At 68.7% G+C, this 26,277-nt stretch carries 26 protein-coding genes and 2 pseudogenes; 12 read left to right on the top strand and 16 right to left on the bottom strand.

Annotation, left to right across the window (positions count from 1 at the left end; translation table 11 throughout):
* Positions 1 to 97 precede the first annotated feature (97 nt).
* Together ABZ910_RS06865 and ABZ910_RS06860 are read left to right on the top strand one after the other, a co-directional pair.
* Positions 98 to 934 carry a hypothetical protein gene (locus ABZ910_RS06865; RefSeq protein WP_361360631.1) on the top strand — a complete coding sequence of 279 codons (837 nt, stop codon included), beginning with the start codon at positions 98 to 100 and terminating at the stop codon, positions 932 to 934.
* Between the two features lie 121 nt (positions 935 to 1,055).
* Positions 1,056 to 2,234, top strand: coding sequence for a CapA family protein (locus tag ABZ910_RS06860; RefSeq protein WP_361360339.1), 1,179 nt, complete (start codon positions 1,056 to 1,058; stop codon positions 2,232 to 2,234).
* A gap of 24 nt (positions 2,235 to 2,258) precedes the next feature.
* Here ABZ910_RS06860 and ABZ910_RS06855 read toward each other — a convergent pair.
* Positions 2,259 to 2,501, bottom strand: a pseudogene (locus ABZ910_RS06855) (hypothetical protein); the annotation flags it as partial.
* Between the two features lie 77 nt (positions 2,502 to 2,578).
* Between ABZ910_RS06855 and ABZ910_RS06850 the strand changes: the two are divergent.
* The gene (locus tag ABZ910_RS06850) at positions 2,579 to 3,112 is read left to right on the top strand and encodes a GNAT family N-acetyltransferase (RefSeq protein ID WP_361360337.1); all 534 of its coding nucleotides are present in this window, start codon (positions 2,579 to 2,581) and stop codon (positions 3,110 to 3,112) included.
* 114 nt (positions 3,113 to 3,226) lie between these two features.
* Here ABZ910_RS06850 and ABZ910_RS06845 read toward each other — a convergent pair whose 3' ends face one another.
* The 3 genes from ABZ910_RS06845 to ABZ910_RS06835 all read right to left on the bottom strand — a co-directional run bounded on the left by ABZ910_RS06845 (position 3,227) and on the right by ABZ910_RS06835 (position 7,040).
* Entirely contained in the window at positions 3,227 to 3,550 is a 324-nt protein-coding gene (locus ABZ910_RS06845; RefSeq protein ID WP_361360335.1) for a methyltransferase domain-containing protein, read from the bottom strand.
* Between the two features lie 31 nt (positions 3,551 to 3,581).
* Positions 3,582 to 5,090 (bottom strand): methyltransferase, encoded by a 1,509-nt coding sequence (locus ABZ910_RS06840; RefSeq protein ID WP_361360333.1) that lies wholly within the window; start codon positions 5,088 to 5,090, stop codon positions 3,582 to 3,584.
* Between the two features lie 357 nt (positions 5,091 to 5,447).
* The gene (locus ABZ910_RS06835) at positions 5,448 to 7,040 is read right to left on the bottom strand and encodes an NUDIX domain-containing protein (protein WP_361360331.1); all 1,593 of its coding nucleotides are present in this window, start codon (positions 7,038 to 7,040) and stop codon (positions 5,448 to 5,450) included.
* A gap of 177 nt (positions 7,041 to 7,217) precedes the next feature.
* Here ABZ910_RS06835 and ABZ910_RS06830 point away from each other — a divergent pair, with 177 nt between their 5' ends.
* A complete protein-coding gene (locus tag ABZ910_RS06830) occupies positions 7,218 to 7,658 on the top strand; it encodes a hypothetical protein (protein ID WP_361360329.1) in 441 nt (146 codons plus the stop codon).
* Positions 7,659 to 7,698: 40 nt separating this feature from the next.
* Positions 7,699 to 7,782 (top strand): annotated as a pseudogene (locus ABZ910_RS06825) (IS5/IS1182 family transposase); the annotation flags it as partial.
* A gap of 358 nt (positions 7,783 to 8,140) precedes the next feature.
* Here ABZ910_RS06825 and ABZ910_RS06820 read toward each other — a convergent pair.
* On the bottom strand, positions 8,141 to 9,361 hold the full coding sequence (locus ABZ910_RS06820) for a metallophosphoesterase (RefSeq protein ID WP_361360327.1): 1,221 nt from the start codon (positions 9,359 to 9,361) through the stop codon (positions 8,141 to 8,143).
* Positions 9,362 to 10,618: 1,257 nt separating this feature from the next.
* On the opposite strand from ABZ910_RS06820, the gene ABZ910_RS06815 reads away from it, so the two are divergent.
* Complete coding sequence (locus ABZ910_RS06815) at positions 10,619 to 11,353, top strand: alpha/beta hydrolase (protein WP_361360325.1); 735 nt, start codon at positions 10,619 to 10,621, stop codon at positions 11,351 to 11,353.
* A 10-nt stretch (positions 11,354 to 11,363) separates the two neighbouring features.
* On the opposite strand, the gene ABZ910_RS06810 is transcribed toward ABZ910_RS06815, so the two are convergent.
* Both ABZ910_RS06810 and ABZ910_RS06805 read right to left on the bottom strand, forming a co-directional pair.
* Positions 11,364 to 11,612 carry a hypothetical protein gene (locus ABZ910_RS06810; protein ID WP_361360323.1) on the bottom strand — a complete coding sequence of 83 codons (249 nt, stop codon included), beginning with the start codon at positions 11,610 to 11,612 and terminating at the stop codon, positions 11,364 to 11,366.
* Positions 11,613 to 11,984: 372 nt separating this feature from the next.
* Positions 11,985 to 12,713, bottom strand: coding sequence for a hypothetical protein (locus ABZ910_RS06805; protein WP_361360321.1), 729 nt, complete (start codon positions 12,711 to 12,713; stop codon positions 11,985 to 11,987).
* A 270-nt stretch (positions 12,714 to 12,983) separates the two neighbouring features.
* Here ABZ910_RS06805 and ABZ910_RS06800 point away from each other — a divergent pair, with 270 nt between their 5' ends.
* Positions 12,984 to 13,457 (top strand): DUF2269 domain-containing protein, encoded by a 474-nt coding sequence (locus ABZ910_RS06800; protein ID WP_361360319.1) that lies wholly within the window; start codon positions 12,984 to 12,986, stop codon positions 13,455 to 13,457.
* 391 nt (positions 13,458 to 13,848) lie between these two features.
* Complete coding sequence (locus ABZ910_RS06795; RefSeq protein WP_361360317.1) at positions 13,849 to 14,337, top strand: GNAT family N-acetyltransferase; 489 nt, start codon at positions 13,849 to 13,851, stop codon at positions 14,335 to 14,337.
* Positions 14,338 to 14,776: 439 nt separating this feature from the next.
* Here the strand turns inward: ABZ910_RS06795 and ABZ910_RS06790 are convergent, their stop codons facing one another.
* Complete coding sequence (locus ABZ910_RS06790; protein WP_361360315.1) at positions 14,777 to 15,715, bottom strand: LysR family transcriptional regulator; 939 nt, start codon at positions 15,713 to 15,715, stop codon at positions 14,777 to 14,779.
* Positions 15,716 to 15,788: 73 nt separating this feature from the next.
* Here ABZ910_RS06790 and ABZ910_RS06785 point away from each other — a divergent pair, with 73 nt between their 5' ends.
* Together ABZ910_RS06785 and ABZ910_RS06780 are read left to right on the top strand one after the other, a co-directional pair.
* Entirely contained in the window at positions 15,789 to 15,962 is a 174-nt protein-coding gene (locus ABZ910_RS06785) for a hypothetical protein (protein ID WP_361360313.1), read from the top strand.
* A 104-nt stretch (positions 15,963 to 16,066) separates the two neighbouring features.
* Entirely contained in the window at positions 16,067 to 17,407 is a 1,341-nt protein-coding gene (locus ABZ910_RS06780; RefSeq protein ID WP_361360311.1) for an MFS transporter, read from the top strand.
* A 40-nt stretch (positions 17,408 to 17,447) separates the two neighbouring features.
* On the opposite strand, the gene ABZ910_RS06775 is transcribed toward ABZ910_RS06780, so the two are convergent.
* From ABZ910_RS06775 to ABZ910_RS06765, 3 genes are all read right to left on the bottom strand, one after another.
* Positions 17,448 to 18,233, bottom strand: coding sequence for an acyl-CoA dehydrogenase family protein (locus tag ABZ910_RS06775; RefSeq protein WP_361360309.1), 786 nt, complete (start codon positions 18,231 to 18,233; stop codon positions 17,448 to 17,450).
* A gap of 81 nt (positions 18,234 to 18,314) precedes the next feature.
* Positions 18,315 to 18,998, bottom strand: coding sequence for a GAF domain-containing protein (locus ABZ910_RS06770; protein WP_361360307.1), 684 nt, complete (start codon positions 18,996 to 18,998; stop codon positions 18,315 to 18,317).
* Complete coding sequence (locus ABZ910_RS06765; RefSeq protein ID WP_361360305.1) at positions 18,998 to 19,624, bottom strand: ATP/GTP-binding protein; 627 nt, start codon at positions 19,622 to 19,624, stop codon at positions 18,998 to 19,000. The genes ABZ910_RS06770 and ABZ910_RS06765 overlap by 1 nt, the downstream gene beginning before the upstream one ends.
* Positions 19,625 to 19,669: 45 nt before the next feature.
* On the opposite strand from ABZ910_RS06765, the gene ABZ910_RS06760 reads away from it, so the two are divergent.
* Positions 19,670 to 20,263 (top strand): hypothetical protein, encoded by a 594-nt coding sequence (locus tag ABZ910_RS06760; RefSeq protein WP_361360303.1) that lies wholly within the window; start codon positions 19,670 to 19,672, stop codon positions 20,261 to 20,263.
* 173 nt (positions 20,264 to 20,436) lie between these two features.
* Here ABZ910_RS06760 and ABZ910_RS06755 read toward each other — a convergent pair whose 3' ends face one another.
* Positions 20,437 to 20,829, bottom strand: coding sequence for an alkaline phosphatase family protein (locus ABZ910_RS06755; RefSeq protein WP_361360301.1), 393 nt, complete (start codon positions 20,827 to 20,829; stop codon positions 20,437 to 20,439).
* Positions 20,830 to 20,895: 66 nt separating this feature from the next.
* Between ABZ910_RS06755 and ABZ910_RS06750 the strand changes: the two genes are divergently transcribed.
* Complete coding sequence (locus tag ABZ910_RS06750) at positions 20,896 to 21,090, top strand: hypothetical protein (RefSeq protein WP_361360299.1); 195 nt, start codon at positions 20,896 to 20,898, stop codon at positions 21,088 to 21,090.
* Positions 21,091 to 21,504: 414 nt separating this feature from the next.
* Here ABZ910_RS06750 and ABZ910_RS06745 read toward each other — a convergent pair whose 3' ends face one another.
* The 4 genes from ABZ910_RS06745 to ABZ910_RS06730 all read right to left on the bottom strand — a co-directional run bounded on the left by ABZ910_RS06745 (position 21,505) and on the right by ABZ910_RS06730 (position 26,243).
* Positions 21,505 to 23,028, bottom strand: coding sequence for an aldehyde dehydrogenase family protein (locus ABZ910_RS06745; RefSeq protein WP_361360297.1), 1,524 nt, complete (start codon positions 23,026 to 23,028; stop codon positions 21,505 to 21,507).
* Between the two features lie 110 nt (positions 23,029 to 23,138).
* A complete protein-coding gene (locus ABZ910_RS06740; protein WP_361360295.1) occupies positions 23,139 to 24,443 on the bottom strand; it encodes a GAF domain-containing protein in 1,305 nt (434 codons plus the stop codon).
* 110 nt (positions 24,444 to 24,553) lie between these two features.
* Complete coding sequence (locus tag ABZ910_RS06735) at positions 24,554 to 25,156, bottom strand: N-acetylmuramoyl-L-alanine amidase (RefSeq protein WP_361360293.1); 603 nt, start codon at positions 25,154 to 25,156, stop codon at positions 24,554 to 24,556.
* Positions 25,157 to 25,229: 73 nt separating this feature from the next.
* Positions 25,230 to 26,243, bottom strand: a complete 1,014-nt coding sequence (locus tag ABZ910_RS06730; RefSeq protein WP_361360291.1) for an acetamidase/formamidase family protein — start codon at positions 26,241 to 26,243, stop codon at positions 25,230 to 25,232.
* Between the last annotated feature and the right edge of the window lie 34 nt (positions 26,244 to 26,277).

The following is a 26,277-nucleotide window of genomic DNA, read 5'->3' as shown; positions in this document are numbered from 1 at the left end:
GACAGTTCCCAAAACGGTCAGCGCTCACGATGTGGACCAAGTTCAGGAAATCGCCGCAGCGGTCGGTGACTGGGACAACAAATTCGGCGGTGGAGGAATGGTCCAAGACGTCGCGGGCCGTGCGATGCAATGGGCCGTCGGGCTGCTCCAGGCCCAGCGTTCCGAGCGCCTGCGAGCCGACCTGTTCGCCGCCCTGTCCCGACTCGCCACTGTCGTCGGCGCCTCCGCCTTCGACAGCCATCACCACCAATACGCCACCAGGACCTTCGAATTCGCCGCCGACTGTGCGGAAGAGGCTGGGGACTGGCACCTGCGCGCCAAGGCCTACTCCTTCCTCGCCCGGCAGGCGGTATGGCTCGGCAGGCCCGACGACGGCCTCACCTACGCGGAGACGGGCCTCGTGCGCTCCGACCGGCTCACCGCCACGGAACGCGCCATGCTGCACACGGCACGCGCCCGGGCCTTCGGCACGATGTGCAACGTCCGCGACTGCATGGCCGCGGTCGGCGAGGCGGACGAGGCGTTCTCCCGGGCCCGGCCCTCGGAGGACCCGCCGTGGATGGCCTACTACGACGAAGCCCAGCACAACGGTGACACCGCGCACGCGCTCTTCGACCTCGTGATCCTCGCCGGCCATGACCCGGGCCGTACGGCCTGCCGTTTCGATACGGCGGTCCAGGGCCACACGGCTGCCTACCACCGCTCCCGGGCGATCTCCCGCACCAAACTCGCCACGCTCATCATGGCCAAGGGCGACCCCCGCCAGGCTGCCGAGATCGGTCAGCACGCCCTGGACGAGGTGGGCCGACTCACGTCGCGCCGCGCCACCGACAACCTGCGCGAACTGGGCACGTTCGCGTCCAGGCACCCCGCCGTGAGCGAGGCCGTCACTCTGCGCGGGCGCATCACAGCCGCCGTGTCGAGCCGCCATTGACCATCCCACGCCGGGTACGGTGCCTGCCTTGTCCGGGAGGCGTCGAATGGGAACGGCGTAGGGAACACGCCGGTGGATGACCCTGCGTGAAGGATGGGTGCCTGCTTCGTAGCATGAGCCGATGATCACGTCCGGCGGACAGTGTCCTCAGCAGCGGCGCGAGCGGCAGAAGGCGGTACGCCGCCGCCTCCTGTCCGCCCTCGGCCTGGTCGGGAGTGGTGTGCTGGTCGTTGCGGCGTGCGGGTTCCCTGTCGGCTCCGAGGGCGCAGCGTCCATCAGCTCCGCCCCGGCCCCCCTACGGGCGACCGGGACCACGGCGTCCGGTGCGCCGGCGCCGCCGCGCCCTGGAGGCAACGTGCGGATCGCTGCCGTGGGGGACATCGTGATGGGCACGCTGCCTGACGACCTGCCGCCAGACGACGGCGCCTCGTTCTTCGACCCTGTCGAGGACCTGCTCGCCGGCGATGTGGTGCTCGGGAACCTGGAGGGCACGCTCACCACCGGCGGCTCCAGCAAGTGCGACGACATCGAGGGCCCGCACTGCTTCGCGTTCCGCGCCCCGCCGTCCTACAGCCACCGGCTCAAGAAGGCCGGGTTCACGGCCATGAACGTGGCGAACAATCACATCGACGACTTCGGGGCGGAGGGGCGGCGCGAGACGTTCGCCGCGCTGCGCTCCGCGAACCTGCCGTTCACCGGCCGCCTGGGTCAGATCACCATCCAGCGGGTGCACAGCATCCGGGTCGCACTGATCGGGTTCGCTCCCGACCGAGGGGCGAACGACCTCACGGACATCCCCGCCGCGAAGCGACTCACCGCCCGCGCCGCGAAGATGGCGGACATTGTGATCGTCACGATGCACGCCGGCGCGGAGGGCTCGGATCGCACCCACGTGGAACCCGGCACCGAGTACTTCCTCGGCGAGAACCGCGGTGACTGCTACCGCTTCAGCCGTGCCGTGATCGACGCGGGCGCCGACCTCGTCGTAGGCAGCGGCCCGCACGTCATGCGGGGAATGGAGTTCTACAAGGGCAGACTGATCGCCTACAGCCTGGGCAACTTCACCGGCTACAAGGTGCTCGGCCTCGGCGGCACACTCTCGACCAGCGGAGTGCTGCAGGTCAGCCTCCGCGCCGACGGCACCTACGTGTCCGGGCGCCTGCGCCCGACCCAGATCGTGGAGCCCGGCACGCCGGAGCCGGGCGGTGACGCGATCGACCTCGTCTCCAGCATGTCGCAGGAGGACTTCGGCTCGCACGCCGCCGACATCTCGACGGACGGGACGATCCGGCGCCCGTAGTGGCGCGCGTGGACGGCTGCTGCCTTACCGAGACTGTTTCCTCTTCGCCCCCACACGATCGAGGTTGGCCGACCACCCCCGCCTGCACAGAGAAATCGGGTCCCGCGGCCGCGGCCACGACGTGTGTTGGGAGAGCACGTGGTCGCGCCAGGCTCCATTGCTGTGTAGGTACTTGGGCGCGAGACCGATCCGGTCGAATCCCAATTTCCCCAGCACGCGCTGAAAGCCGATGTTGTCCAGGAGCGTGCCTGCGTCGATCCGGTGCAGGCGGCTTGACGCATTGTGGCTTCGCGGCGGCAGCGCCGGATTACCGGTGAGGCGCTCGCCTTCGGCAGGATGGGCGCATGACCGAGATCCGTACACCCCGTCTCCTCCTCCGTAGCTGGCACGACGACGACCTCGTGCCGATGGCGGACATCAACGCGGACCCACGGGTCATGCGCTGGATCGACGACGGCTCGGTGCGCGACCTGGACCACACGGCCGAGGACATCGAGCGGTGGGAGGAGGAGTGGGACGAGGAGGGCTTCGGACTCTTCGCCGTCGAGCTGCTGGCCTCGGGCGAACTGATCGGCTTCACGGGACTGTCCGTACCCGAGTTCCTGCCGGAGGTGATGCCCGCCGTGGCGATCAGCTGGCGGATCGGCTCACAGTTCTGGGGCCAGGGATACGCGTCCGAAGCCGCCCACGCCACGCTGGAGTTCGCGCTCCAGGACCGTGGCCTGGACCGCGTCATCAGCATCAACCGGGTGGGTGACAACGCCTCCGAGAACGTCATCCGCAAGCTCGGCATGGTGCCCGATCGCGAGACGACACACCCCGTGTACGGCTACCCGCTGCGCGTTCACACCATCGATCTGACCGAGTTCCAGGCATGATCCGCCCGAGCCGTCGGTCACCTCAGGACAGCCGACCACTGTCCCCTCGTCTCCGAGCGCATTGATCGCGACGGTATGGACGGTGCGGGGCATCGAACGGCTCGGACTGTGGAGCTAGACCAGGTCTGCCTGCACGAATTCCACGCCCGGAACATCCGCGTGGGTGGAGGCGGCGCGCTCGTGCTGGGTGGGCGACAGCTCGATTCCGGTGACGTGTGCGCCGTGGGCCCGGGCGAGATGCACGGCGTGGTGGCCTGCGCCGGAGCCGATGTCCAGGACGCGACGGCCGGCGATGGCGCCCAGGGTTTCAGCACCGGGACCGACGCCCTCCCACGGTGTCCAGGACAGCTGTTCGGGGATGGGCGGCATGTAGGAGCGGCTGAGCTGGCGCTGTCCGTAGACGGTCCAGGCTGGGGTGTTGATGTCTTCGACGGGCACGGTGTCCCCTTCGCGGGCGGCGCGACGTGGTTCAGGTGTGCGTGGTGAGGTAGGCGGGGCCTTCGCCGAGCCGGGCGCGTTCGACGGCCTCGAGGTGGGTGAAGGCCACGGGTGCCATCAACTGCCGCCATCCGTCGAGGTCGTGGACGGCCCACATGTCGTGCTCCACGGGATCGAGGCGAATCCGGCGGAGCTGGTCGGCGGTGAGGCGCCCTCCGTCGAAGATGAAGCCGACCTTGTTCAGCGGCATCTGGGACCCGGCGCGCAGAAAGTGCGTCAGCAGCAACTTCGGTGTGCCCAGGCCGATTTCGAGCCCTGTCTCCTCGAAGGCTTCACGGCGGGCGGTCTGGAGGGGGTCTTCCCCCTGTGTATCGAGATTGCCGCCCGGGAACTGCCAGGGCCGGGATCCGTAGACCGAACGCAGCTGTACGGGCCGGTCGTGCTCGTCGCGTACGTACAGGCAGCCGTACACCGTGTGGTGGGGCACGGTCTGCGCGTACTGCGCAGGCGTCATGGGCAGGGAGCGGCCTGGACGCCCGGTACGGTGGTCGAACTCGAAGGCCAGCGGGCCGAGCGCTTCCCGGTCCGGCGGGTAGATCCTGCGGAGCGTGACGAGCAACTCCTCGCGCGGAGCGTCAGGATCGATGCGTGACGGGTCCTCCGCGTCGAGCAGCTCCTCGAACGAGGCGTACGGGGTGACCCGCTTCACGACGATATCGAGCTTCCGGCCGCTGGCGCGGTCGTGGAAGACGATCGCGTCCCCGGCTTCGACAGCCGCCTTGTCCGGGGTGGCGACGCGTACCTCGACCGTCTTTCGGCCGGACTCCACCTGGCCGTAGTAGCGCCCCAACAGGTGGAAGTGGTGTTCCCGCGGGGAGGCGGTCGCGGTGGCCTCGCCGCTCTCGGTGCTGGACGGCGTGGCCGGCGTTCGAGTGCCAGGTGGGCTGTTCTGCGCCGCGGCCTCGGTCCGGCGCGGGCCGCGCAGAATCAGGAAGGCCAGCCCTTCGGTGTCGTGGCGCTCGGCAGTGGCCCAGCGATTCTGCAGCGCTGCGAGTTCGTCCTCGTCGAGTGCGATACAGCGCCGCTCGGCAGGGGTGTCGGCAGCGAGCGGTGTGATGACCGCGAGGGTTCCCCCGGGACGCAGTCGCCGGCCCAACGCGGGCAGCGTGCGATCGCGGGCGTGGAGGAACGCAGCCACGAACCGAAGGGTGATCAAGTCGTACCCGTCGACGTGCAAGGGCTCCCAGTCGTCGCCTTCGACGTCGAGGCGAAGCCATCGAGCGGCGTCGCCGTGTCGGGTGCGGGCTTCGGCGAGAGCGGTCTCGGACCAGTCGACGGCGTCCACTGCGTAGCCGAGACCGGCCAGGTGGGCTGCGAGTTCACCGACCCCGCACCCGACGTCGAGGGCCCTGCCCGCGTCCGGTGCCGGCACATGAGTGGCCAACAGTGCGCGCTCGCTGTCGCTGAGTTGGCGATAGCGGCGGCCGTCGGCGTAGCCGCGGTCCCATTCTTCCTGCGAGGTGAACATGTGCGGGGTCACGTCCTTTCCTGGAAGCGGCGGTCTCAAGGAAGCAGCGGGCTGGCCGACGACACGTGAGGGTCCGGCGCAGCACGGACATCAGCGAGGTCGACGAGTGCGTGCTGCGAAGGTAGCCGATCACGTCCTTTTCTGTGCCCAAGTACCGATAAAACGGGCGTAGTCGGAGGCCGCGGCCGCGAACACGGTCTCCTGCTCCGGTGCGGAGCCCGGAAAGGACGCGTCGGGACAGGTCACGCAGCTCCCTCGGCCGACGGCCGGGGGACGGGAAGATGCCGCGAGAGGCGACCGCACCGGCCGCGCTTCGTGCACCGTCGCCCGGTCGGAATGGGCCGGACGTGTACCCAGGGCGCTCACCGCTTACTCACGCCATCCCATCTCCGAGTACAGGCGCCCGGCGAGCACCCCGTCGATCGCCAGCCGGGTATATGGCACGACCTCGGCCGGAAGATCCTGAGGCCTCCACCACCGCCACTCCACGCAGCGATCAGGTTCCAAGATCTCCGGGCTTCCGGACCAGGAGTGGGCCCGGAAGACGAGCCCGATGCGCGGCCGTGCGCCCGGCGAGTCAACGAGGTGGACCACGTGCACGAGCTCGACGCTGCCGGGATCGATGATCAGCCCGGCCTCCTCCTTCGCCTCCCTGATCAGGCACCTGATCGCGGCCTCCCGCTCGCAGTGCCCGGCCAGAAAGTGCCATTCATTCGCGGCGAACTTCGAGTCGGGGTGGCGCAGTCCCAGGAGAATCCGACCGTGCTCGTCCTGGAGGCAGAGGTGGACGCCGACGATGTGAAGCTCGGTCCCCTCCGGTGCCTCGTCACGCAACAGACCGACGCCGGCCGGTGGGCTGCCGGCCGGGGGATGCTCGGTCGCGTGCCGACGGATCAGGTCACCCAGGCCGGGGCTCAGCGGCAGCCGGTCCAGCATGTCGACGGGGAACCACCGCAGCAGCACCCCTTCGCGCAGGTCCACGGTGTCGGGATCGCCATGCCAGCAGCCTGCGTAGACCTGGACGGGTACCGCGAAGCCGTCGACGCTCGCCTCCTCCTCCATCGCGTACGGCATCAAGTCGGTGAGTTCCAGACCGGGGGTCTCCTCGGCGAGTTCCCGGCGCAGCGTCGCCACCAAGTCAGGGTCGTCCATCTCCCGGCCGCCACCGAGAAGGGCGAACACCCCCGGAGCCCAGATGCCCTCACGCTGATCTCTCAGGTGAAGCAGATAGCGACCGTGACCGTCATGGATCAAAGCGCAGGCATTCACCGGCTCCGGCCGCCCGCTGAGGCCCTGTGCCTCGGCGTCCAGGAGCTTCGCCCGCAGCGTCGGCGACCTGACATCGGCGAACGTCAGCCACTCGGCGCCGGAGACTTCCTCGTCCTGCAATGCCAGGGACGGCGGCTGATCGGCCACGAGGTAGAACACGAAGCGGAAGTCGAAGTGCTCGTGTGCGGGTTCGCCCTTGGCCGGACTGGCGTCGATGTCGTGGACGTCGATGTCGATCGGGCCACCGAGGAACTGCGGTGTCAGACACAGGCCTTCGGGGCGGACTCCGACTTCCTCACACACCTCACGCAGCGCGGCAGCCAGAAGGGTCCGGTCATCCTCAACGTGACCGCCTGGCGTGAGTAGCTTCCCCGACGCCTTGTGACCGATGTGCAGCACACGCCGGTCACGGTCGATGACGACCGCGCTGCACGTGATGTGGCCGGGCAGCGTTGCGCGGCTTGTCGGTTCGTCGCCTCCGTCGAGGAGGGCCAGCAGCCCTGCCAGGGCCTCCCGCTCGTGCAGGTGTCGTGCCAGGTACGCCTCGGTGGCCGCACGAATGTGGGAGCGGGTGGGCGGCACGTCATCACCTCGGGAGAGCGTGGAGCGGGGCGTGGGATGGTCGAAGGAGTGCGTAGCGGCGGCCGAGGCCATGTTGGCGGAACTTGCTGAAGGAGCGTAGGTACGACTCATGCGCATGTCCCGTGCTGCTCGCTGTCCGGCTCGGAAGTGACCTGATGGGACCGCAACTTCCGGGACATGCTGTTAGGGCTGTCCCGCAATCCACGTGGGGCGCGATGGGTCCGCTTGGTAGGTTCGGCACCTGGGTGGCCGGTAGATCTGCGGCTCTTGAAGGTTCGGGAGGGCCAGATGTCGGTGAAGTTCGCGTACCAGAACCTGGGTATGCCGGATCTGTACCGGCGCGGCCTCCAGCCTGAGACGGCAGACCTTGGAGTGCTGCTCGTGGACATCGAGGCCGATCTGGTCATCCGGGATGGCAACCATGTGGTGTTCACGGAAGGGCTGTTTCCCGTGGCCGAGTTGGCGCGCAGTCTGGCGCACTGGCTTCACCAGCAGGACAGCGAGCACGGTGACTTCGAGTTCGACTCGATGTCCTACGCGGACGTGGGCGAAGTACGGATCGCGGGGTCGACAGAGGGATGGCGGATCGGGTCGGTCTCCGAGCCGGACACATGGACCTCGCCGGTCGCCTGGGAAGTGCTTGCGGCGGAGGTCGGACGGTTCGTGACTGTCGTCCGCAACGACGTGACGGCGATGGGTGTGCGGCCCAGCCTGATCCCGGAACTTTGAGGCATGGCCCGGCACAGCTCCAGCCGGGTGAATGACCTTCCGCGACTGCCGCCTCAAAGGCGACGGTGTCCACCACGCCATGCTCGGCATCGTCCGCCTGCACAACCTCATGGTCGCCGGATAGACCGAACCGCTGGCGCTGCTCCTCCTGCAACACCAAGTGATCATTGCGGGACGACCTTCAGAGTGAGCCTGATAGGGGCGCCTGCCGGCCGTCTGCCCTGGACAGGCGCCCTTTTTCTCGTGTCTAGAAGAAGCCCAGCTTCTTCGGCGAGTACGACACCAGGAGGTTTTCGTCTGCTGGTGGTACAGGCGTCAAGCGTCGCTGACCTGTGTAAAACGTGGCCACGTGCGGCTCGTTGGAGCCGTCGGCCCGGGAATGGCCCGGATCTTGTCCTCGGCGAGACGAGCCTGGTCATCTGTTTGCCGCCGCACCCCTCAGCTCGAGGACACCTCCAAGCGGATGTGTTGGGCCGCCCCGCCTATGGCGAGGTGGGCAGGTGTGGGGAGCGGAGCACGAGCAGGGTGATCTCGCTGGGGGCGAAGACGCGGAACGGCGGGCCCCAGAAGCCGGTGCCGCGGCTGGTGTAGAGGAGGGTGCGGGTGCCGTGGCGGCTGAGGCCGGCGAGGGCGGGCTGGTCGATGCGGACCAGGTGGTGGAAGGGCCAGATCTGGCCGCCGTGGGTGTGGCCGGAGAGTTGGAGGTCGATGCCCGCGGATGCTGCCTGGTCGACGAACTTGGGCTGGTGCGCCAGGAGCAGGACGGGCAGGTCGGGGTCGGCGCCGTTCAAGGCTCCGGCGAGGTGCGCGCGGTGGCCTGCCAGGCCGGAGGACTCAGCGGTGACGTCATCCACGCCGCCGACCACGAGGGTGTCGCCTCCACGTTCGACCAGCAGATGGCGGTTGCGCAGCGGCTCCCAGCCCAGCTCGTCCATCAGGTCGACCCAGCCCTGGGCCTCGCTGTAGTACTCGTGGTTGCCGGTGACGTAGACACGGGCCCGAGTGGCCCGCACGGTACCGAGTGGGGCGGCCTGGGAGCGGCGGCGTTCGGCCGTGCCGTCCGCGATGTCACCGGTGTGGCAGACCAAGTCGGCTTCCAGAGTGTTCACCGTCTCGCATACCCGTGCCGACCAGCGAGCGCGGTCGAGGGGGCCGTAGTGGGTGTCGGTGATGAGGACGACGCGGATGCCGTCCAACCCGGCACCCAGACGTGGGAGTTGCACGTCGAGTCGGCGCACGCGTGGTACGCGGCGGGCCTCGGCGTACCCCCAGGCGAGTAGTACGGCGGTTGTACCGAGGACGGCCCAAGTGACGATTCGGGCCCGGTCCTGGCTCTCGCCGACGTCGGCCACGGTCAGGGCGAGCCGTAGTAGGACGCCGATCAGAACGGACCAGGTGAACAGGACCCAGCTGGTGCCCAGCAGGGTGTCACCGATGATCGCCGCCCGGTCCTGCTGGCGCCGGCCGTGGCCGCGCACCATCGTGAGCGGCATACATATGAGGCCGAGGGTGAACAGGGCGGTGCCGACCAGGGTGACGGGGAGCGGCCAGTGCTGGCCGGTGTACAGGAGCACCCAGCAGGGCACGGTCCACAACAGGACGGGGGCGATCAGGGGGATGTAGCGCATCAGGCGGTGGAGTCGGCTCTGCCGCGGCGCTTGCGCTTCACCGTCGGCGGATCGGATGTTACTGGTGGCGGTCACGCTTCCCCTCCCTGACCAGGCTGCCGTCTCGCGCACTGTATCCGGTCGTCCTAGGGCTGGCCGGACGGGCGTTCATGAGTGCGGCCCCTTGGGGCGAAGGGTTCTCTGCGGGATGGCAAGACTCCGCCGTAGACACCTCCACTGGCATGAGCTGCCATCAGGGCGCCATTCCGCGGGGGTTGCGTCCAATGGTTCCTATGTCAATCAGGCGGCCTGTCTGAGGTCAGCATGCTCGGTGCTGACGTCATGGTCGTAACCCTGGTTGGCGAAGAGCGAGTCGCGTCTGCGGGGCGGGGCTGTCCGACCCGTAGATCGCGTACTCGACAGGGCGGCCGTTGAGGCGGCAATGGACCACAGCGTGGCGGGTCTGAACGCTGGCCAGGCCGTCACCGTTCCGCGCCACATCTCGAGCAGGACGGCCAAGAGTGACCAACCCTGTACGGGAATCGCGGCGGAGGGACCTACAGCCTCTCCGGGACAGATGGCAGCTGGGCTGTCGCCCAGGGGAAGGACGCCCATCCTTGGTCAAGGACCGGGTTGCGGTCACCGTCGTGTCCGTCGAGGCATTCGTTGATCGCCCAGGTGGAGCTTTGGGGGTCTGCTGCCCGTTCCAGGAGCGGCGAGCTGGGCGCGATGTCGGTCAGGGTCACCAGGCGTTCGATCTCCTGAGCGCCGACGACCGTGGTCGGAATATCGGGGACGGGCAGCCTGGGACCATGCAGCAGGGTTGCCGGTGTTCGGGGAACGGGGTGTGCAGGTACAGCGCCGCGGTACGGGCGAGACTGTTGAACTCCGGGGCCTGCCAGGCTCCCTGCTCTCCTCTCAGGCGCATCATGAAGTCCCGGAGGCAGACCGTGGGTTCGTCCGTGCCGTGCAGGGTGGGGTGGCTTCGTTCGCGTGAAACGACGGCGCCTGTACAAGAGTTTGGGAGACGTCGGCAGTGCGTCGTGTTCGATGTTCATGAGCAACGACAGCGCCACAGCACGCACCCGCCGTCGCAGGGCCTCACCTCGGGAAGCCACGATGAGGCCCCAAGTAGCGCTGCGTAGTGTCTCCGTGGCATCTGGCCACGGAGCCTCCGCAAAACTCTGTTGGCGGACCGCGGCGACCACTGCTAGTTTTCCGGAGGCCGTGCGAGAGAACGAGGAGGTGGTACCCGTGAACGCAGTATCGACATGGGTGCTCCCCTCCGGGGTCACGGTCGGGCGTTAGGTCGTCCGGGAGCGCCGTTCACGAGCACTCCCGAAAGGCACGACCATGCACTTCACTTCCGAACAGCGCCTCGACGACGGCGTCCTCGAACGCGAATTCACCCTCGGCGAGATCCCCGGCATCCTGTGGACGCCCGGATCCGCATCCGCACCCACGCCGCTGATCCTGCTCGGCCACCCCCCGCTCGGACTGCACAAGATGTACCCCCGGCTGGTGGCGCGGGCCCGGCATGCCGCGGCGGATGGCTTCGCTGCGGCCAGCATCGAGCTCCCCGGGAGCGGTGAGCGGCCCCGTTGGGCCGCCGCCGAGCAGGCCCGCGCCGACCTGCGCCGGGCTATGGAAGCCGGCGAGCCGGTCAGCGACGAGATCATCGATGCCCTCGTCCTCCCGCTCGTCGACAAGGCGGTCCCGGAATGGCAGGCCGTCCTTGACGCCCTCCTGTCGCTGCCCGAGATCGGCGGCCCGGTCGGGTACTCGGGGGGAGTGATCTCCATCGGCGTTCGCCTTGCGGTGGTCGAGCCGCGCATCGTGGCCGCCGGTCTTTTCGCCGGGAGTTTCGTGCCTCGCGCAATGTTCGAGGAGGCCCGCCAGGTCACCATTCCGCTGCATGTCCTGTTGCAGTGGGACGACAAAGGGAACGACCGGCAGGCGGCCCTGGACCTGTTCGACGCCTTCGGCTCCAAGGAGAAGTCCCTACAAGCCAGTATGGGCGGGCACACCGGCGTCCCGCAGTTCGCGGGGGACGCTGCGGCGCAGTTCTTCACCCGGCACCTGAAGTGAGGCTGGGCCGTCAGGCCACCAGCAGACGGTAAGCCATGTTGGCCAGGATGCTGCTGGTCGAGGGCAGGTCCCGGCGCTCCTCTGCTGTTTGTGCTGCGGGCCCCTGCCAACTCGGGAGGGGCCCGTGGTGCCCGGAGCTGGAGTACGCCGTCAGGACCTCCAGCAGGTCACGCTCGGTGGCGTCCGACCGCTGGTACTCGGTGCCGTAGGCCAGGCAAACGCGGGCCGCGTCAGCCAGAGCCCAGGGCGTGTACTTCATCGACGGGCTTTTTCAGCCAGGGCTGTGGCCGCTCCAGGGTGCTGAAGCGTGCCGCCGCCGCGGCGATCAGCGGCAGCAGTGAACTGGGACGATGGCGCCGGATGCGCTGGCGGTATTCAGGCCAGGACCTCCTGGTCCCGGGAGGTCTGCCCAGTTCGTGAGAGCTGTGTGAGAGCGCGTGATACGGCGAAGCCCCGCCGTGCTCGGCGGGGCTTCCGAGTGGGTGGGCCACTGCGGAGAGGGCCCTCCGGCAGGAGCACCGTTGCACTCCGGCTCTCCGCTCTCTGGAGGGCTGCGGCGAAACTGGCCGCGGTGCTCCGGCCGCCGACCGGGGCCGCCGAGTGGGTCTGTACGGTCACTGGACAGTCCCCCTCACGGATGCCGCGGCATGCGGGCACCGGTGAGATCATCCGTTCGCCCGCCGCGCCCCCACAGCAACACGCTGAGTGCGACGAACCAGACGAAGCCGAGGAAGCGACCGAGCGGGATGAACACCGAGCCGCCCTCGGCGACGAGCGAGCTCATCGACAACACGCTGGCCACCCCGATCAGCATGCCGCTCCAGGCGACCCAGGTGGGCAAGGCGTGGCTGGCGCGTCCCGTCGCGGCGACGAGGAAGACCGCCACGCCAAGGGCGGCGATGGCCGGGCTCGCACCGGTGATGAAGGACAGATCCGAGACGGCCCGATACGTGGACAGTTCCGCCCTGGGGCCGATCTGGGCCAGAACCCAGCTGGTGCTCGCGGAGAGCAGGAGGAGAGTTCCGGCGACGGTGGCCAGCGCGCGGACCACGCCCGCCCGGGCGTCGCTGCCATACCTGCGTACGAACGCGGTCAGGCAGGGGACGAACGCCAGCAGCGCGAGGGCGGACAGCCCTTGGAGCAGGCCGAGGATGCGGAAGAGATCCTCCAGCGTTGCCGGATCCTTCAGCCGATAGGCCTGTACGTCGGCGTCGCTGGAGTACGGGGTCACCATGCCGGATGGGCCCATTGTCCCGGCGATGACGAGGCTGACCACGAAGAACAGGACGTACAGCACGCCTGTCAGAGCGCCGAAGTTCCGGCGTTGGGCGCTCGTGCGGGTGAGCGTGGCGGTGGTCACCGAGGCGGACTCCTCCCGAGGAAAGCGGTGGCGACGGGGCGGAAGTCCCGGCCCCGGCGCCTTCACCCTCACAGAGCGGCTCCTGTTGGACGTCCCGCGCGGGAAGGCCGTGGGCGTACTCCCGGGGGCGTACGGATCCATCCGCTGGACTGCTCGGAGCGCCGACCGTACTCGCCTCGGAGCAGCGGGAGTTACTTCCGCCGGCGGATGCCCCGGACGATCGGAGGGCAGAGCCTGGCCGCGTATCTGTGACCCCGACCTGATGGAGGTATGCATGCCCCCTCCGCCGAATCGTCGACGGTGACGACGCTCGCCGGCGATGGCGCGCGGCGGCGTTCAGGCCGCCGGTTGTCTCAGAAGGCTCGTAAGAGCATGGTCGTCGTGCATGTGGTCGTTTCCGTCAGCTGGTTGGCCCTGATGCTCTGCCTGCTCACCCTCGGGACGACGGCGCTGGCGACGGACAATGCCGACACCCTGCGGATCGCCTACCGGGCGATGGAGATGCTGGGGGGCGTTCTGATCACCCCGCTGAGCCTGCTCACGCTGGTCAGCGGAATAGTGCTGTCGCTCGGCACGCCGTGGGGCCTGTTTCGGTACTACTGGGTCAGTACCAAGTTCTGGCTGACCCTGGCGGCGACGGTGGCCTCGATCTTCGCCCTCACTGCCAGACTGCACGACGCGGCGGACGCGGTGGCCCGGCATGTTCGGCGTCATCGTTGGCTGTCCCCGTTGCGGAGCTCCTAGTTCGAAGTTGGAAGGCTGGAGTGCCGTTGATCACGTCCGAGACGACATGTACGCGGGAGTTCGTTGTGCTGAATGTGGGTGGGACGAGGGCGGCGAAGTCTGACTACGCCGCGCACACCGCACGGAGTTTCGTCGGGGCCAACGCGCCGTGGCGTTGGCCCTCGTCATAGGGGCAGTGATATGGCGGAGCCCCGTCGGGAACCATCCCGACGGGGCTTTTGCGGGGTTCGTCGTGGCCGACCAGTGACCTGTCGGCCTACGCGGGCCGGTCACCTGGCCTGCCGAGGTCGAGGCCGACGCCCGCGCCTTTCCCCGGGAGCGGTGCAGGAGCGCCTGCGCGAGCAGCCGACCCACCGCACGAAGACATTCCCCGGTGCGAAATACTCTCCCGATGAGTTCACGCACTTCCCCGATCAGTCAGCCGATCAGGATACGGAGGGCCGTCGCGCGGGATGCTAAACGGCTCACGCGGCTCGTGCGTGGCTCAGGCGCCTACGAGGGTAAGTACGCAGCCGCAGTCGCGGGCTACCGGGTCGGTCCTGATTACATCGAGGCCCATCGCGCCTTCGTAGCCGTCAGCGCCGACGAGCATGGAGGCCGGGTCCTCGGGTTCTACTCGCTCGTCCTCGCTCCACCGGAGCTCGACCTGCTGTTCGTCGCCGACGAAGCGCAAGGACGGGGTATAGGGCGACTGCTCGTCGCGCACATGCAGTCCGAGGCCCGTGCCGCCGGGCTCGACCGTGTCAAGGTCGTGTCGCATCTTCCCGCCGAGGGCTTCTACCACCGCGTCGGTGCAGTGCGGATCGGGACCGCGCTTGCGAACCCGCCAGCCGTGCTGTGGGACCGTCCCGAATTCGAGTTTCGCGTTCCTTCGGAATGACGCGGTGTGCCGGTTCGCAGGGCACCGGCTTCGCCTGCATGGTGGCCGGCATGCAGGAGCCGCTGGACGCCGCGCGCTCTGTGTGTGCCGCCGTCCCTGCCCTGGCGGGGGGATCCGCCCGCGCCAGCGGCCTCTCCCGACGACTCCCTCACCTCCGGCACGCCTGGAGAACGGCAGCAGTGAACACCAGCTTGGCGTGATCGGAACCCGGCGCTACGGTCACTCAAGCTTCGGAGCGTGGATTGAGCCGGCGGTAGCCGGCCTGGAGCTCCGGCAGGTCCGGAGAAGCCTGCGGGTCCCGGCGGCCCGGCCGACCCGCCTCGGCTTGTCCGTGGTGGCGCGCGGCGTTCATCGGCATCTTTGCCGCGGTCTGACCCGCCCGACGCGCTGCCCGCATGAACGTTCTCGATGCGATCAGCACGCCGTGGCTGGTGAGCCGTCAGGCGGATCGGGGCCAGTCGTCCATGGTCTGCTGGTCGGGCACCGCCTCTTCCAGCGCCCGTATCCCGAGGTCGATGAGGGGGTTTCGCCGGCTGCCCCGGCGGAAGCAGGTGAGGATCCGTCGCGTCGGCATGGTCTCGTCCGACACCGGCACCCGCGCCACCGCCTGGCCCGCCGGGCCCTCGGCCAGCCGCGGGACCAGCGAGACGCCCAGCCCGTTCCCGACCAGTGACCAGACCGCCGGCCAGTGGGTGGCGGCGTGCACGATCCGCGGCGAGAACCCGGCCGCCGCGCACAGCACCCGCACCCGCTGGGCGTGGTCGCAGGTGCCAGGGTCGGCGACGACCCAGTCCTCGGCCGCCGCGTCCTCCAGCCGCACCGCCGCCGCCCGCGCCAGCGGATGGTCGGCGGGCACCAGCATGAGGTACGGCTCCTCCAGCAGCGGGCTCTGCTCGAACCGCGCGTCATCCGGTGGCGGCCCGCCCTCGACGGGCTCCACGACCGCGAGATCCGCCTTGCCCGCCACCAGCAGGTCCATGCTCTGCGCGGTGTCGCACTCGCGTACCTGCACCAGAAGGTCGGGATGGCTGTGCCGCAGCCGTCCGGCCGCGGGGGCGATCAGGCCGCTGATCGCAGTGGTGAAGCCCGCGATGCGCAGCGGGCCGGTGATGCCTGCCCGGTGGGACTCCAGCTCCGCCTGCGCCTCCTCCCACCGGGCCAGCAGCGCGTCCGCGTGGTCGACGAGCAGGCGCCCGGCCGGGGTCAGCCGGATGCCGCGGCCCTGCGGCTCCAGGAGCGGGACCTTGAGCTCGCGTGCGAGCTCGCGCATGTGGTGGGAGACCGCCGACGGGGTGAGGTGCAGGGCCTCGGCGGCCGCTGTGACCGTGCCCTGCTGGTCCACCACACGGAGCATGTGAAGCCGGCGCAGGTCAATCATGAAATTATTTTGCACACATCTCCCGCAAAACATGCAATAGACCGCAACGGTTGTCCGGGGTCATCCTGCTGCCATGCACATGGACACGGACACCATCGTTTCCCGGCACATCACCAGCGAGGGCGTCGTGGTCTGGAGCCGCTGCGCCTGTGGACGGCTTCGGATGACCCTGGTTCCCTACGGCACCGACGGCAAGGGACTCGCCGCGGGCGGACACGCCAACCAGTGCCCCCGCTGCGGCCGTTAGCGCCGCTCCGCGTCATGACGAACGGCATGACGCAGCGTCCGCAGCCCCTCGGCAACCGCGTTTTCCCCGACGTTCGACACGCTGCTGCGTAGGACGAAGGCGAAATGACTCCCCCTATCACTCGTTTCACAGCCATCTGGAACCTCATCGGTCTGGTGCTGCTGACCCTCAACCTGCGGGCGGCCATCACCGGCATTCCCCCGCTCCTGGCCGAGCTCCAGGACCAGTTCGGGCTCACCGGCGTCGAGGTCGGCGTGCTCACCACCCTGCCGGAGCTGTGCCTGGGCATCTTCTCCGCGCTCGCCCCCGTGCTCGCCCGCCGGATCGGCACCGAGGCGGCGATCGCCGTAGCGCTCGTGGTGATCACAAGCGGGCTCCTGCTGCGCGTCGTCCCCGCCCAGGCGGCGCTGTTCACCGGCACTGTGCTGGCCGGGGCCGGGATGGCCACGGGCAATGTGCTGGTACCGGCGGTCATCAAGCGCGTGTTCCCCCGCCGCGTGGGATCGCTCACCGGCCTGTCGATGATGCTGTTGTCGGTCGGCGGCGCCACCGGGGCGGGCCTGGCCGTCCCGCTGGACCACATGGGCGGCTGGCGGCCGGCCCTGGCCGCATGGGCGGTCCCGTCTCTGATCGCGGCCCTGGTGTGGGGTCCGCTCGCGCTCCGCGGGCGGAGGCTACCGCCGGAACGGCAGACCGCCCATGCCTCGGTATCCACGTCCGCCGCTCACGCGCAAGCCCGGACAGACGCTCACGCGCAGGCCGTGACGGAGGCTCATGCGGAGAAGGGGTCGCTGCTGCGCTCGCCGCTGGCGTGGTCCGTGATGGTCTTCATGGGCATGACGTCGCTGATGTTCTACACGCTGACGGCATGGCTTCCCGAGATCATGCACGATCACGGGCTCGCTCCCGCCACCGCCGGGATGATGAACTCGGCCATCATCATCACCGGAATCCCCCTCGGTTTCGTCGTTCCGGTGGTCGCCGCCCACCTGCGCGACCAGCGGCCGCTCGTCCTCGGTGTGATCGCCCTGATGGTGGTCGGACTCGGCGGCCTGCTCCTGGCCCCGCAGGCCGGATGGGTCTGGATCGCAGTCTTCGGGGTCGCCACGGGAAGCGCGTTCCCGATCGCCCTCACGTTCCTCAATCTCCGCTCACCCAATTCCACGGTCACGGCGCGCCTCTCGGGCATGGCCCAGTCCGGTGGGTATCTCCTCGCCGCGTCCGGGCCGCTTTCCTTCGGTGTGCTGCACAGCGTCACCGGCGGCTGGAACGTGTCGATCTGGCTGCTGCTCCTGCTGGTCGTGCCCGAGCTCGTGTGCGGCCTGCTGGCCGCACGTCCCGGCTTCGTACGGCTGAACTCCCCACGGCCGGACGGCCGCATGGAGCATCTCACCGAGCCCGCGGAGATCTCCGCCCAGTCCACCGAAGCAGACCGTTCGCGCTGAACTCGGCTCGGACACCGGCCATCCTGAGCCGTCATCGACCTCACGAACCCGACGCCGGCAGCTGCTGATCCGATGAAACCGCACCACCGGACCAGCTCCGCCAGGCGGTATGTCGGGCCGTGGCTCGCAGCCGGTGAGCCGGTCCAGCCGGTGGGATCCGCTGGATGCGAGCAGGTGGATCGGCTGCACGTCGGGGCTGGTGGGGTAACGCGGGGTGGCGGCGAGCGTGATGGCCTCCCGGGCCTGGGCCTCGGCCAGCCGCGCGGCTGAGCGCGCCGGCCGGGGAGAAGCCGTGCAGGCCGAGGCCGGGCATGTGGCGTCGGACGGTCACACCCTTGCGGCCGGACTCGACCAGTAACGCGGTCAGCGCGGCGCTCGTCGGGACTCCGGGTTCGGCGGTGCGGGCCAGAACGATGTGCGCGCCAGCTAGATGCGAGTTCCCGACGTGGGCTTTACTGCCGGTGATCACCCAGTCCCCGCCGGACCGTTTGGCGGTGGTCTCGATGCCTCCGATGTGGCTTGCAGGATGGCCCCGGCCGCCGCCGATATCCGGGAGATCCGGTGGACCAAGACCGTTTTGGCGACGTGTCCGGCCGCTAGGCCCCCCGTGCCTGCGTGGGATGGTGACGGCGAACCAGCCGCGCTGGGACATGAGTTGGGCGATCTTGTGCTCCACCCGGCCAGGTGCGGCTTCCATGCGCTTCACGCGCGGGACGACATCCTCGGCCGCGAAGGCATCGACCTCGCGCCAGAGCTGCTCGTGCCGGTCGGTGAGGTAGGGGCTGAGCGCTGGTGGCGGTGCGGTGGGTTGGAGCGGCGTGGTCATGTCCCTCTCCCTGGGCGAAGATCGCACGGTGGACGGCGGCCGGATCAGCCGCGCGGGTTTCCGGGTGGGGGCGAAACCGGGTCAGCGCCGGTTCGTCTCGCTGGTGTGGTGCGTCCGCGTGGCCGGTGTCGAGCTGCTGGCCGGCACTGGAATGGGCGGCAGATGTGGCTGCGTCTGCTGCTGGTGGTTGGCGGTAATGATGTCGATGAGGTCGAGTGCCTGTTCCCCGAAGTCCTTGATCAGGTCGACGCCTGCACGGCCCCACGTGTTCTCGACGGTGCTGATTGCGCAGACGGTGCCGAGGCTGATGCCCGTAGGGCGGTGGATGAGCGGTGTTCCGAGATAGGACTTGACGCGAAGCTTGCTGATGGCGGTGTTGCCGGACCATCGCGGCATGTCGAGAACGTTGTCCAGGGGAAGGGAGCTGCGCCGTTGCAGGGTGTGCACGCACCATCCCTCGCTGTGGGGCATCGTTCGCAGACTGGTGGTGGGGGGCGTGCTGGCATGACTCGCGCCGGTCGTCGCGGTGGGCAGGTAGAGCCCGACGAAGTACTGGTCATCCTTGATGATGTTGACCATGGTGCCGAGTTCCTGGTGGCCGACCAGTTCCGATGTCGCCCCGGCGAGCCGACGGGCGAGGTCGTCGAGCTGCTGGACGGGACGGTCCTCCGCCAGCCCGAGGTGCGGCAACAAAGCCTTCCGCTGGGCGAGTTCGGGGTCGGCGGGGGTGTCGTGGAGGCCGCTGGTGGGGTTAAAAGTGGGCATCAGGCTTCCTCGGATTCACGAGTCGGAGCGGATGAGGCGGTGGCGAGGGCCCGCTCGCGGGCGTGGTGGATGAGGGGGATCAGCACCTGTTTCGCGGAGGCTCGAAGACGCACGTCGCACGAGATCAGCAGGACGTGCTCGCTCAGCCGGATGGCATCGCGTACCTGCTGCTCCGTGTACTGGTGGACGCCGTCGAACTCGTTGACGGCGACGATGAACGGCTGGCCGCGCTGCTCGTAGAACTCCACAGCAGCGAAGCAGTCAACGAGACGCCTGGTGTCAGCCAGCACGATCGCGCCGATGGAGCCGCGGGCGAGGTCGTCCCACATGAACCAGAAGCGGTCCTGACCGGGAGTGCCGAACAGCTGCAACTGGACGCGGATCGGCGGCAATGGCAGCGTGATCCGGCCGAAGTCGAGAGCGACGGTGGTGGCGGTTTTCTGTTCGACACCACGGAGATGGTCGGTGCCGACGCTCGCCTCGGTGAGGTCTTCTTCCGTGCGCACCGGAGTTATCTCGCTGACGGCACCGACGAAGGTTGTCTTGCCAGCCCCGAAGCCGCCACTGATGACGACCTTGAGGGGAAGGACAGCGGTGTCGGTGTCAAATGTGCTGTAGGCCGGCAAGGACTCTCTCCAAAATACACGCTGAAGGGCGACGAAGACGGAAGGATGTACACCGAGACCGAGGTTGCCACCGCGATGTGTCAGACGCTCCAGGATGTGGTGATCCGGCTCCACCCCGACCTGCCGTACCGCACATATGTGATGGTCGACCAGACGACGGGCAGGGCACCGCATGTGTCATGGGTTGATGACTTCACCACCAACACCACATGCATGACAGCCGCGGACCAGCAAGACGCTCCCGCCGATGACGGAAGCTGGACGCCGGACATGACCGGCTACACGGAGGCGACACGGCCGAGTGGCGACCAGTCCGAGATCCGGTTCGCGGACACGGTGATGAATGACCTTCTGGGGGCAACCAACGTGTCCGCCGCGGAGCTGGGCGTACAGAAGATCGAGGACACCGACGACATCGCTGTCGGGTTCGACAAGACGTCGGCCATGTATGTGTGGAACAACCACGTCGATTGGAGCCGGCAACAGATCGACGAGTGGTCCGACATGGTGGCCGGGCGGGTCTGTGAGAGCTTGCTCAGCAAGCGGCGGGTTGAGGGAAGCGCCTGGCTGTACACCCGGTTCGCCTATTGCGTGGTCCGGAGCTTCGGGAGCGGAGTTCACGCGCTGGGGCACCGTTGAGGAGTGCGCTGACTGACCGCATGGCAAGGCGCTGGTTGGTTTCTTCCGGCAAGGGCAGGGCCCGACCTTGCGGTCGGGCCTCGAAGCGGGAACACCGTACAGCTGCCCCCGACCCTCTGCCGCTGGTACCCGGCGAGGGCCTTTGCTCTCGCCGGAGGGCATGAACGGGCACTTCACATACCCGCGTTGAACACATCGGTGCCGAAGTGGTTCAGGCCCTGCCGGCCGGAGTAGCCCAGGTACGGCAGGCCGAACTGGTCCTCGATGCTGGCCAGCAGCGAGTAGTGGTTGTACGGCGTGCTGCTCCAGGTGCCCGGCTTCGTATGGGGCGAGAGCACGAGAGCGCCCGTTCGGCCGCCACCGAGGCCGGTGATGCCGGGCAGCGCGGCGTTCGGGGCGGGGCCCTCGCCGCAGCAGGCGCTCGCGTCCTCCTGCGGACCGTCCGACTCGTCGAAGGTGATCACCAGCATCCCGTCCTCCTTGAAGGCGGGGGAGGAAGTGATCAGGGGAACCCACTTCTGCAGCCACGCGTCGGCGGAGACCAGGCCGCCGGGTCGGCCGTCCACGCAGGGTGCGTCGAGGGCCGGCGTGCGCTGGCCGACGGATCGGTGCTTCCGGGCGGTGAGCTGCCGGTGAACCCCTCGGGTGGTCTGAAGTCGAAGGGGCATCCGGTTGGTGCAACGGGTGTCTCCCAGCACGTAATGGTGGCGATGCAGCTGACTGGAACCTTTCCCGGCGTACAGATCGAAAACGCGCGGATCGGTGCAGTGCACAACATGGGTGGTCTGGCGGTGGCCAACCACGTCACCATCCTGGCAGTCGACTGATCCGGTGCCTCATCGTGGAAGCGCCGTTCCTGCTGATCCGAGCGCTGCGCCTTGCGTTGTGCGGGGGGACGCTCTCGTGGCCGCCGAAAAGAAGTCCTGACCTGCAGGGGCGAAATTTTGACGCGCGAGTGACGCCTGTGACGCACGCCCGGCATTCAATCTGATGCGGTGCCAGGAGGCGGTGCTCGCTGCCTGGCTTATTGGGGTGGCTGTGGTTCTCATGGACTCGCGGCGCTCATGAGCGGGCGGCTCGTGGGGTGATGTCCTTCAGCGCCGTTTGGTCCGCGACTGGTCCGGGAGAATCTCCCTTGGATGTCAGACGGTAACGCGAAAGACTCGACTGATTACACAGGGTAGGGTCTGTGTCGGATTGCCTGGAGCGCAACAAAGCCTCCAGGCAACCGACTTTAGGCTCTAGAAGAAGCCAAGTTTCTGAGCGCTGTAAGAACAAAGAATGTTCTTGGTCTGCTGGTAGTGCTCCAGCATCATCTTGTGCGTCTCGCGGCCGATCCCGGACTGCTTGTAGCCGCCGAACGCCGCGTGCGCGGGGTACGCGTGGTAGCAGTTGGTCCAGACGCGGCCCGCCTGGATGGAACGGCCCGCTCGGTACGCGGTGTTGATGTCGCGCGTCCACACGCCGGCACCGAGACCGTACAGCGTGTCGTTGGCGATTTTGATCGCGTCGTCGAAGTCGTCGAAGGGGGTCACCGAGACCACCGGACCGAAGATCTCCTCCTGGAAGATCCGCATGCGGTTGTCGCCCTCGAAGATGGTCGGCTGGACGTAGTAACCGCCCTTCAACTCGCCGCCGTACTCGACGCGCTCGCCGCCCGTGAGGACCTTCGCACCCTCCTGGCGGCCGATGTCCAGGTAGGAGAGGATCTTCTCCAGCTGGTCGTTGGAGGCCTGGGCGCCGATCATGGTGTCGGTGTCGAGGGGGTGCCCCGGCTTGATCAGGCGAGTGCGGGCGACCGCCGCCTCCATGAACTCGGCGTAGTGGCCGCTCTGGACGAGCGCGCGCGACGGGCAGGTGCACACCTCGCCCTGGTTGAGCGCGAACATCGTGAAGCCTTCGAGGGCCTTGTCGCGGAAGTCGTCGTTGTGTGCCCAGACATCGTCGAAGAAGATGTTGGGGGACTTGCCGCCGAGCTCCAGCGTGACGGGCTTGATGTTCTCGGAGGCGTACTGCATGATCAGCCGCCCCGTCGTCGTCTCGCCGGTGAACGCGACCTTCGCCACCCGAGGACTCGACGCCAGCGGCTTGCCCGCCTCCACGCCGAAGCCGTTGACGATGTTCACCACACCCGGCGGCAGCAGGTCCGCGACCAGGCTCATCCAGTAGTGGATGGAGGCCGGGGTCTGCTCGGCCGGCTTGATGATGACCGCGTTGCCTGCTGCGAGAGCGGGCGCCAGCTTCCATGTGGCCATCAGGATCGGGAAGTTCCACGGGATGATCTGCGCGACGACCCCGAGCGGCTCGTGGAAGTGGTACGCCACCGTGTCGTCGTCGACCTCGCTCAGCGAACCCTCCTGTGCGCGGATCACGCCCGCGAAATAGCGGAAGTGGTCGATGGCGAGCGGGATGTCGGCCGCCAGCGTCTCCCGCACCGGCTTGCCGTTCTCCCAGCTCTCGGCGACCGCCAGCGGCTCGAGGTAGGCCTCCATGCGATCGGCGATCTTCAGCAGGATGTCGGAGCGCTCCGTCACCGACGTACGGCCCCAGGCGGGAGCGGCCGCGTGCGCCGCGTCGAGCGCCCGCTCCACGTCCTCCTCGGTGCCGCGCGCGATCTCGGTGAACGGCTGCCCGTTCACCGGCGACGGGTTCTCGAAGTACTGCCCCCGGACCGGCGGCACGTACTCACCGCCGATGAAGTGGTCGTAGCGGGGCTGGTAGGAGACGATCGCGCCCTCGGTGCCGGGCGCCGCGTAACGGGTCATGCTGGTCTGCCTCCCGGTGAAGCGCTGCCCGCCGTTGGGCAGCTCTGACCGGGAGGGTAGGACGGCGGACGTTGCAACCGCGTTGCGCGACCGGTGGGACGGCCAGCCGGTCAGCGCGGCATCCGGTGCGCGGGCGCCGCCAGTTCGGACTCCAGACCCGCCAGCCGCGCCCGCACCGGTGCCGTCGGCCGGACCGCCGCCAGCGCTTGCCACACCGCCAGGTCGTCCCCGCCCCAGGGCGCGTGCGCCCAGTCCGCCAACAGGTCGGGATCACGGCGGGCGATCAGCGCCGCGCGCAGGCCATCGGCGAGGCGTCGCCTGAGCCGCACCACCGCCGGGGCCTGGGAGCCGGGCAGCAGCGGGCCCGTGTACGCCGCCGCGGCCGAGGTGATCGCGCCCGCCTCCAGACGCCGCTCGACGACGGCGACATCGGACTCGACCGGAGCCGTCAGCCGATACGGCCGCGACGCGAGCAGCCCCGGACCGAGCACCCTGCGCAGCCTAGCCAGTTCGGCGCGCAGCGTCACCGGCGTCACCGACTCGTCCTCGTACAGCGCGCACAGCAACTCGTCGCCGGTCAGCCCCTGCGGATGGCGAGTCAGCAGCACGAGGAGCTCGCTGTGCCGACGACTGAGCCTGATCCGGCGCCCGTTCAGCGAGAGTTGGGCCTCGTCACGGCCCAGCGCCATCAGGCCGGGCGCGGCGTCGGCCGGCCTGGGTGGCGCGAGCAGCGCGAGCTGGGACTCGGCCGCACGTGCCACCGCTTGTACGAAGCCCAGGCTGTGCGGGTGTGCCAGCCCGTCGCCGCCCGTGATGTCCACGGCACCGAGCACCCGGCCAGTGCGCGGATCGTGCACCGGCGCGGCCGCGCACGTCCACGGCTGCACCCGGCGGATGAAGTGCTCCGCCGCGAACACCTGCACCGGCCGGTCGACGGCGACCGCCGTGCCCGGCGCGTTCGTCCCCACCGAGCTCTCCGCCCAGCGCGCGCCGGGGACGAAGTTCATCCGGTCCGCCCTGCGCCGGGTCACCGGATGGCCCTCGACCCACAGCATCCTGCCCTGCGCGTCGCACACGGCCAGCAGATGCTCGCCGTCCGCGGCGAACGTCCCCAGCAACTCGCGGAACAGCGGCATCACCCGGGCCAGCGGGTGTTCCGCGCGGTAGGCGCCGAGGTCGCCGTCCGTGAGTTCCACGCGCGCGGAGCCTTCCGGCCCCACACCCGCCCGGGCGGAACGCCGCCACGACTCCGCCACCACCGACCGCACCGGCCGTGGCACGGTGCCCGCCGTGGTGAACGTCTCGTGCGCACGGCGCAGCACCTGTACGCGCTCAGCAGGGTCGGTCCCCGGTTCGAGGGCCACCCACGGATCGGTCAACTCGGCCTCCCCGGACGGCGATGCGGACGAGGACATCGTCACTCGGGGTGTTCGCGCGGACAACCGTTTCGAGCACTCTCATCCCGACAGGGGCAACGACAGCCCGGGTCGCAACGGTTGCGGCCGGTTCACCTCCTCACGGTGTCCTATCCGATGAAGTTGACCATTCTGATGTAGCGGTCCCAGTCCCAGTTCGGCCCCGGATCGGTGTGATTGGTGCCCGGCACCTGGTAGTGCCCGATGATGTGCTCGCGGTCCGCAGGGATGCCGTGCTTGGCGCAGATCGCCGCCGTCAGCCTGGCCGACTGCTCGTACAAGGCGTCGGTGAAGTAGGAGGGCTGCTTCACCCAGCCCTCGTGCTCGATGCCGATGCTCCGGGTGTTGTAGCCCCAGTTCCCCGCGTGCCAGGCGATGTCGGTCTCCCGCACGCACTGCGCGATGTGCCCGTCGGCGGAGCGCACGACGTAGTGAGCCGACACCTTCTTCGCCGGGTTCTGGAAGATGGAGAGGGTGGTGGCATAGGCCGCCTGGGTGACGTGGATGATCACGCGGTTGAGGGTGTGGGCGGCGGGGCGCATGGAGGCCGTGAAGTTGGAGGTGCTGGCCGGCTTCCATTCCGCAGCTGGATAGTCGACGGACTGAGTCTGCGCACCGGCCCGCGCGTCGGGCAGCAACGCATACGGGATGGCGGCGAGGGTCGCGCCCTTCAGGAGCAGACGTCTGCTGGGGAGCGATCTTGCCCGGTCCATGGTGGGGGCCCTTCGGGAGTGGGGAGTGGGGGTTAGGGCCGAGAGTGGGGTACGGCGGGCGCTTCTGGCGCGGTTACCGACGGAGCGCCTGCGCAGCCTCACACAATTGGGCGTGTACACCGCGATACGTCTCGCGCGGGGGCAGCCATGCCTTGCGGAGCTTGGCTACGCATGTGTAGTTCGTGTCGCACACGTTGGCCAACGGCGATTCCACCGCCTGGGTTGCGAACTGATACGCGTCCAGCTCCCCGAACCCGTAGTCGCGTACCAGCCACTGCACCAGGTCGAGCTGGGATATCCGGAAGGCGTCCTCCAAGGGGCGCGCCGAGCCGGTCGAGATGATGTGCGTGTCCGACTCCATACGGGGCCACGGAGTGGCGACCTGCTTGAGGAGTTCGACGATCACCACGGTGTTCATCGCGCATTCGACGGCCACGCCGCATGTCTCGCCCTCACCCTGCCGGGCGTGTCCGTCACCGAGGCTGAGCAGCGCCCCCTCGACGTTCACCCCGAGGTAGCAGGTGACCCCGGCCCGCATCTCGGGGGTGTCCATGTTTCCCCCGTGCGCGTCGGGCACGAGGGCCGAGCGCACCTCCAGGTTGGCGGGCGCCACGCCGACCGTGCCGTGCATCGGATCGAGGGGCAACTCGACCTCGATGTCGCTGGCATGTGCCCGGAACAGCGCGGTGCGCCGAACACGGTCCAGCTGCCAGATCCACACGGTCTCCGGAAGGGGAGGTTGCAGCGTGGCCGTGGCGTGCGTCGAGGTGAGCGCGCCGAACAGGGGCACGGTGGTCGACGCGGCCCAGTCCCGGGCCGGTTCGATCGACACGAAGTGCACGGCGACCGTGTCGCCCGGCTCCGCGCCCTCGATGTGGAAGGGACCGGTCTGCGGGTTCAGGAACGGGAACTCGCACACCTCGGACACGAGGTCCTTCTCGGACCGCACCCGGCCGGCGAAGCAGTCCTCCGTGTAGAGGTCGAGGACCGTGCCGGGCGCGATGCGTGCCACCGGGGGTGCGCCACCGAATGTCCACGCGTACTCGCCCGGTTCGGGGCGCACCGTCAGGATGTGCCGGTCGGTCATCGTTGCATCGCTCCATTCCGCTGGTGGTCGGTCA

It is taken from the genome of Streptomyces sp. NPDC046805, assembly GCF_040645355.1.
GTDB lineage: Bacteria > Actinomycetota > Actinomycetes > Streptomycetales > Streptomycetaceae > Streptomyces.
Note: the sequence above shows the minus strand (reverse complement) of the source record. Positions and strands in the feature narration are given on the sequence as shown.

Coding starts and splice junctions, on each gene's coding strand:
- ABZ910_RS06865 (WP_361360631.1), top strand. CDS start 98: ATGGTCCAAGACGTCGCGGGCCGTGCGATGCAATGGGCCGTCGGGCTG.
- ABZ910_RS06860 (WP_361360339.1), top strand. CDS start 1,056: ATGATCACGTCCGGCGGACAGTGTCCTCAGCAGCGGCGCGAGCGGCAG.
- ABZ910_RS06850 (WP_361360337.1), top strand. CDS start 2,579: ATGACCGAGATCCGTACACCCCGTCTCCTCCTCCGTAGCTGGCACGAC.
- ABZ910_RS06835 (WP_361360331.1), bottom strand. CDS start 7,040: ATGAGTCGTACCTACGCTCCTTCAGCAAGTTCCGCCAACATGGCCTCG.
- ABZ910_RS06830 (WP_361360329.1), top strand. CDS start 7,218: ATGTCGGTGAAGTTCGCGTACCAGAACCTGGGTATGCCGGATCTGTAC.
- ABZ910_RS06815 (WP_361360325.1), top strand. CDS start 10,619: ATGCACTTCACTTCCGAACAGCGCCTCGACGACGGCGTCCTCGAACGC.
- ABZ910_RS06810 (WP_361360323.1), bottom strand. CDS start 11,612: ATGAAGTACACGCCCTGGGCTCTGGCTGACGCGGCCCGCGTTTGCCTG.
- ABZ910_RS06800 (WP_361360319.1), top strand. CDS start 12,984: ATGCATGCCCCCTCCGCCGAATCGTCGACGGTGACGACGCTCGCCGGC.
- ABZ910_RS06795 (WP_361360317.1), top strand. CDS start 13,849: ATGAGTTCACGCACTTCCCCGATCAGTCAGCCGATCAGGATACGGAGG.
- ABZ910_RS06790 (WP_361360315.1), bottom strand. CDS start 15,715: ATGATTGACCTGCGCCGGCTTCACATGCTCCGTGTGGTGGACCAGCAG.
- ABZ910_RS06785 (WP_361360313.1), top strand. CDS start 15,789: ATGCACATGGACACGGACACCATCGTTTCCCGGCACATCACCAGCGAG.
- ABZ910_RS06780 (WP_361360311.1), top strand. CDS start 16,067: ATGACTCCCCCTATCACTCGTTTCACAGCCATCTGGAACCTCATCGGT.
- ABZ910_RS06775 (WP_361360309.1), bottom strand. CDS start 18,233: ATGACCACGCCGCTCCAACCCACCGCACCGCCACCAGCGCTCAGCCCC.
- ABZ910_RS06770 (WP_361360307.1), bottom strand. CDS start 18,998: ATGCCCACTTTTAACCCCACCAGCGGCCTCCACGACACCCCCGCCGAC.
- ABZ910_RS06760 (WP_361360303.1), top strand. CDS start 19,670: ATGTACACCGAGACCGAGGTTGCCACCGCGATGTGTCAGACGCTCCAG.
- ABZ910_RS06745 (WP_361360297.1), bottom strand. CDS start 23,028: ATGACCCGTTACGCGGCGCCCGGCACCGAGGGCGCGATCGTCTCCTAC.
- ABZ910_RS06740 (WP_361360295.1), bottom strand. CDS start 24,443: ATGTCCTCGTCCGCATCGCCGTCCGGGGAGGCCGAGTTGACCGATCCG.
- ABZ910_RS06735 (WP_361360293.1), bottom strand. CDS start 25,156: ATGGACCGGGCAAGATCGCTCCCCAGCAGACGTCTGCTCCTGAAGGGC.
- ABZ910_RS06730 (WP_361360291.1), bottom strand. CDS start 26,243: ATGACCGACCGGCACATCCTGACGGTGCGCCCCGAACCGGGCGAGTAC.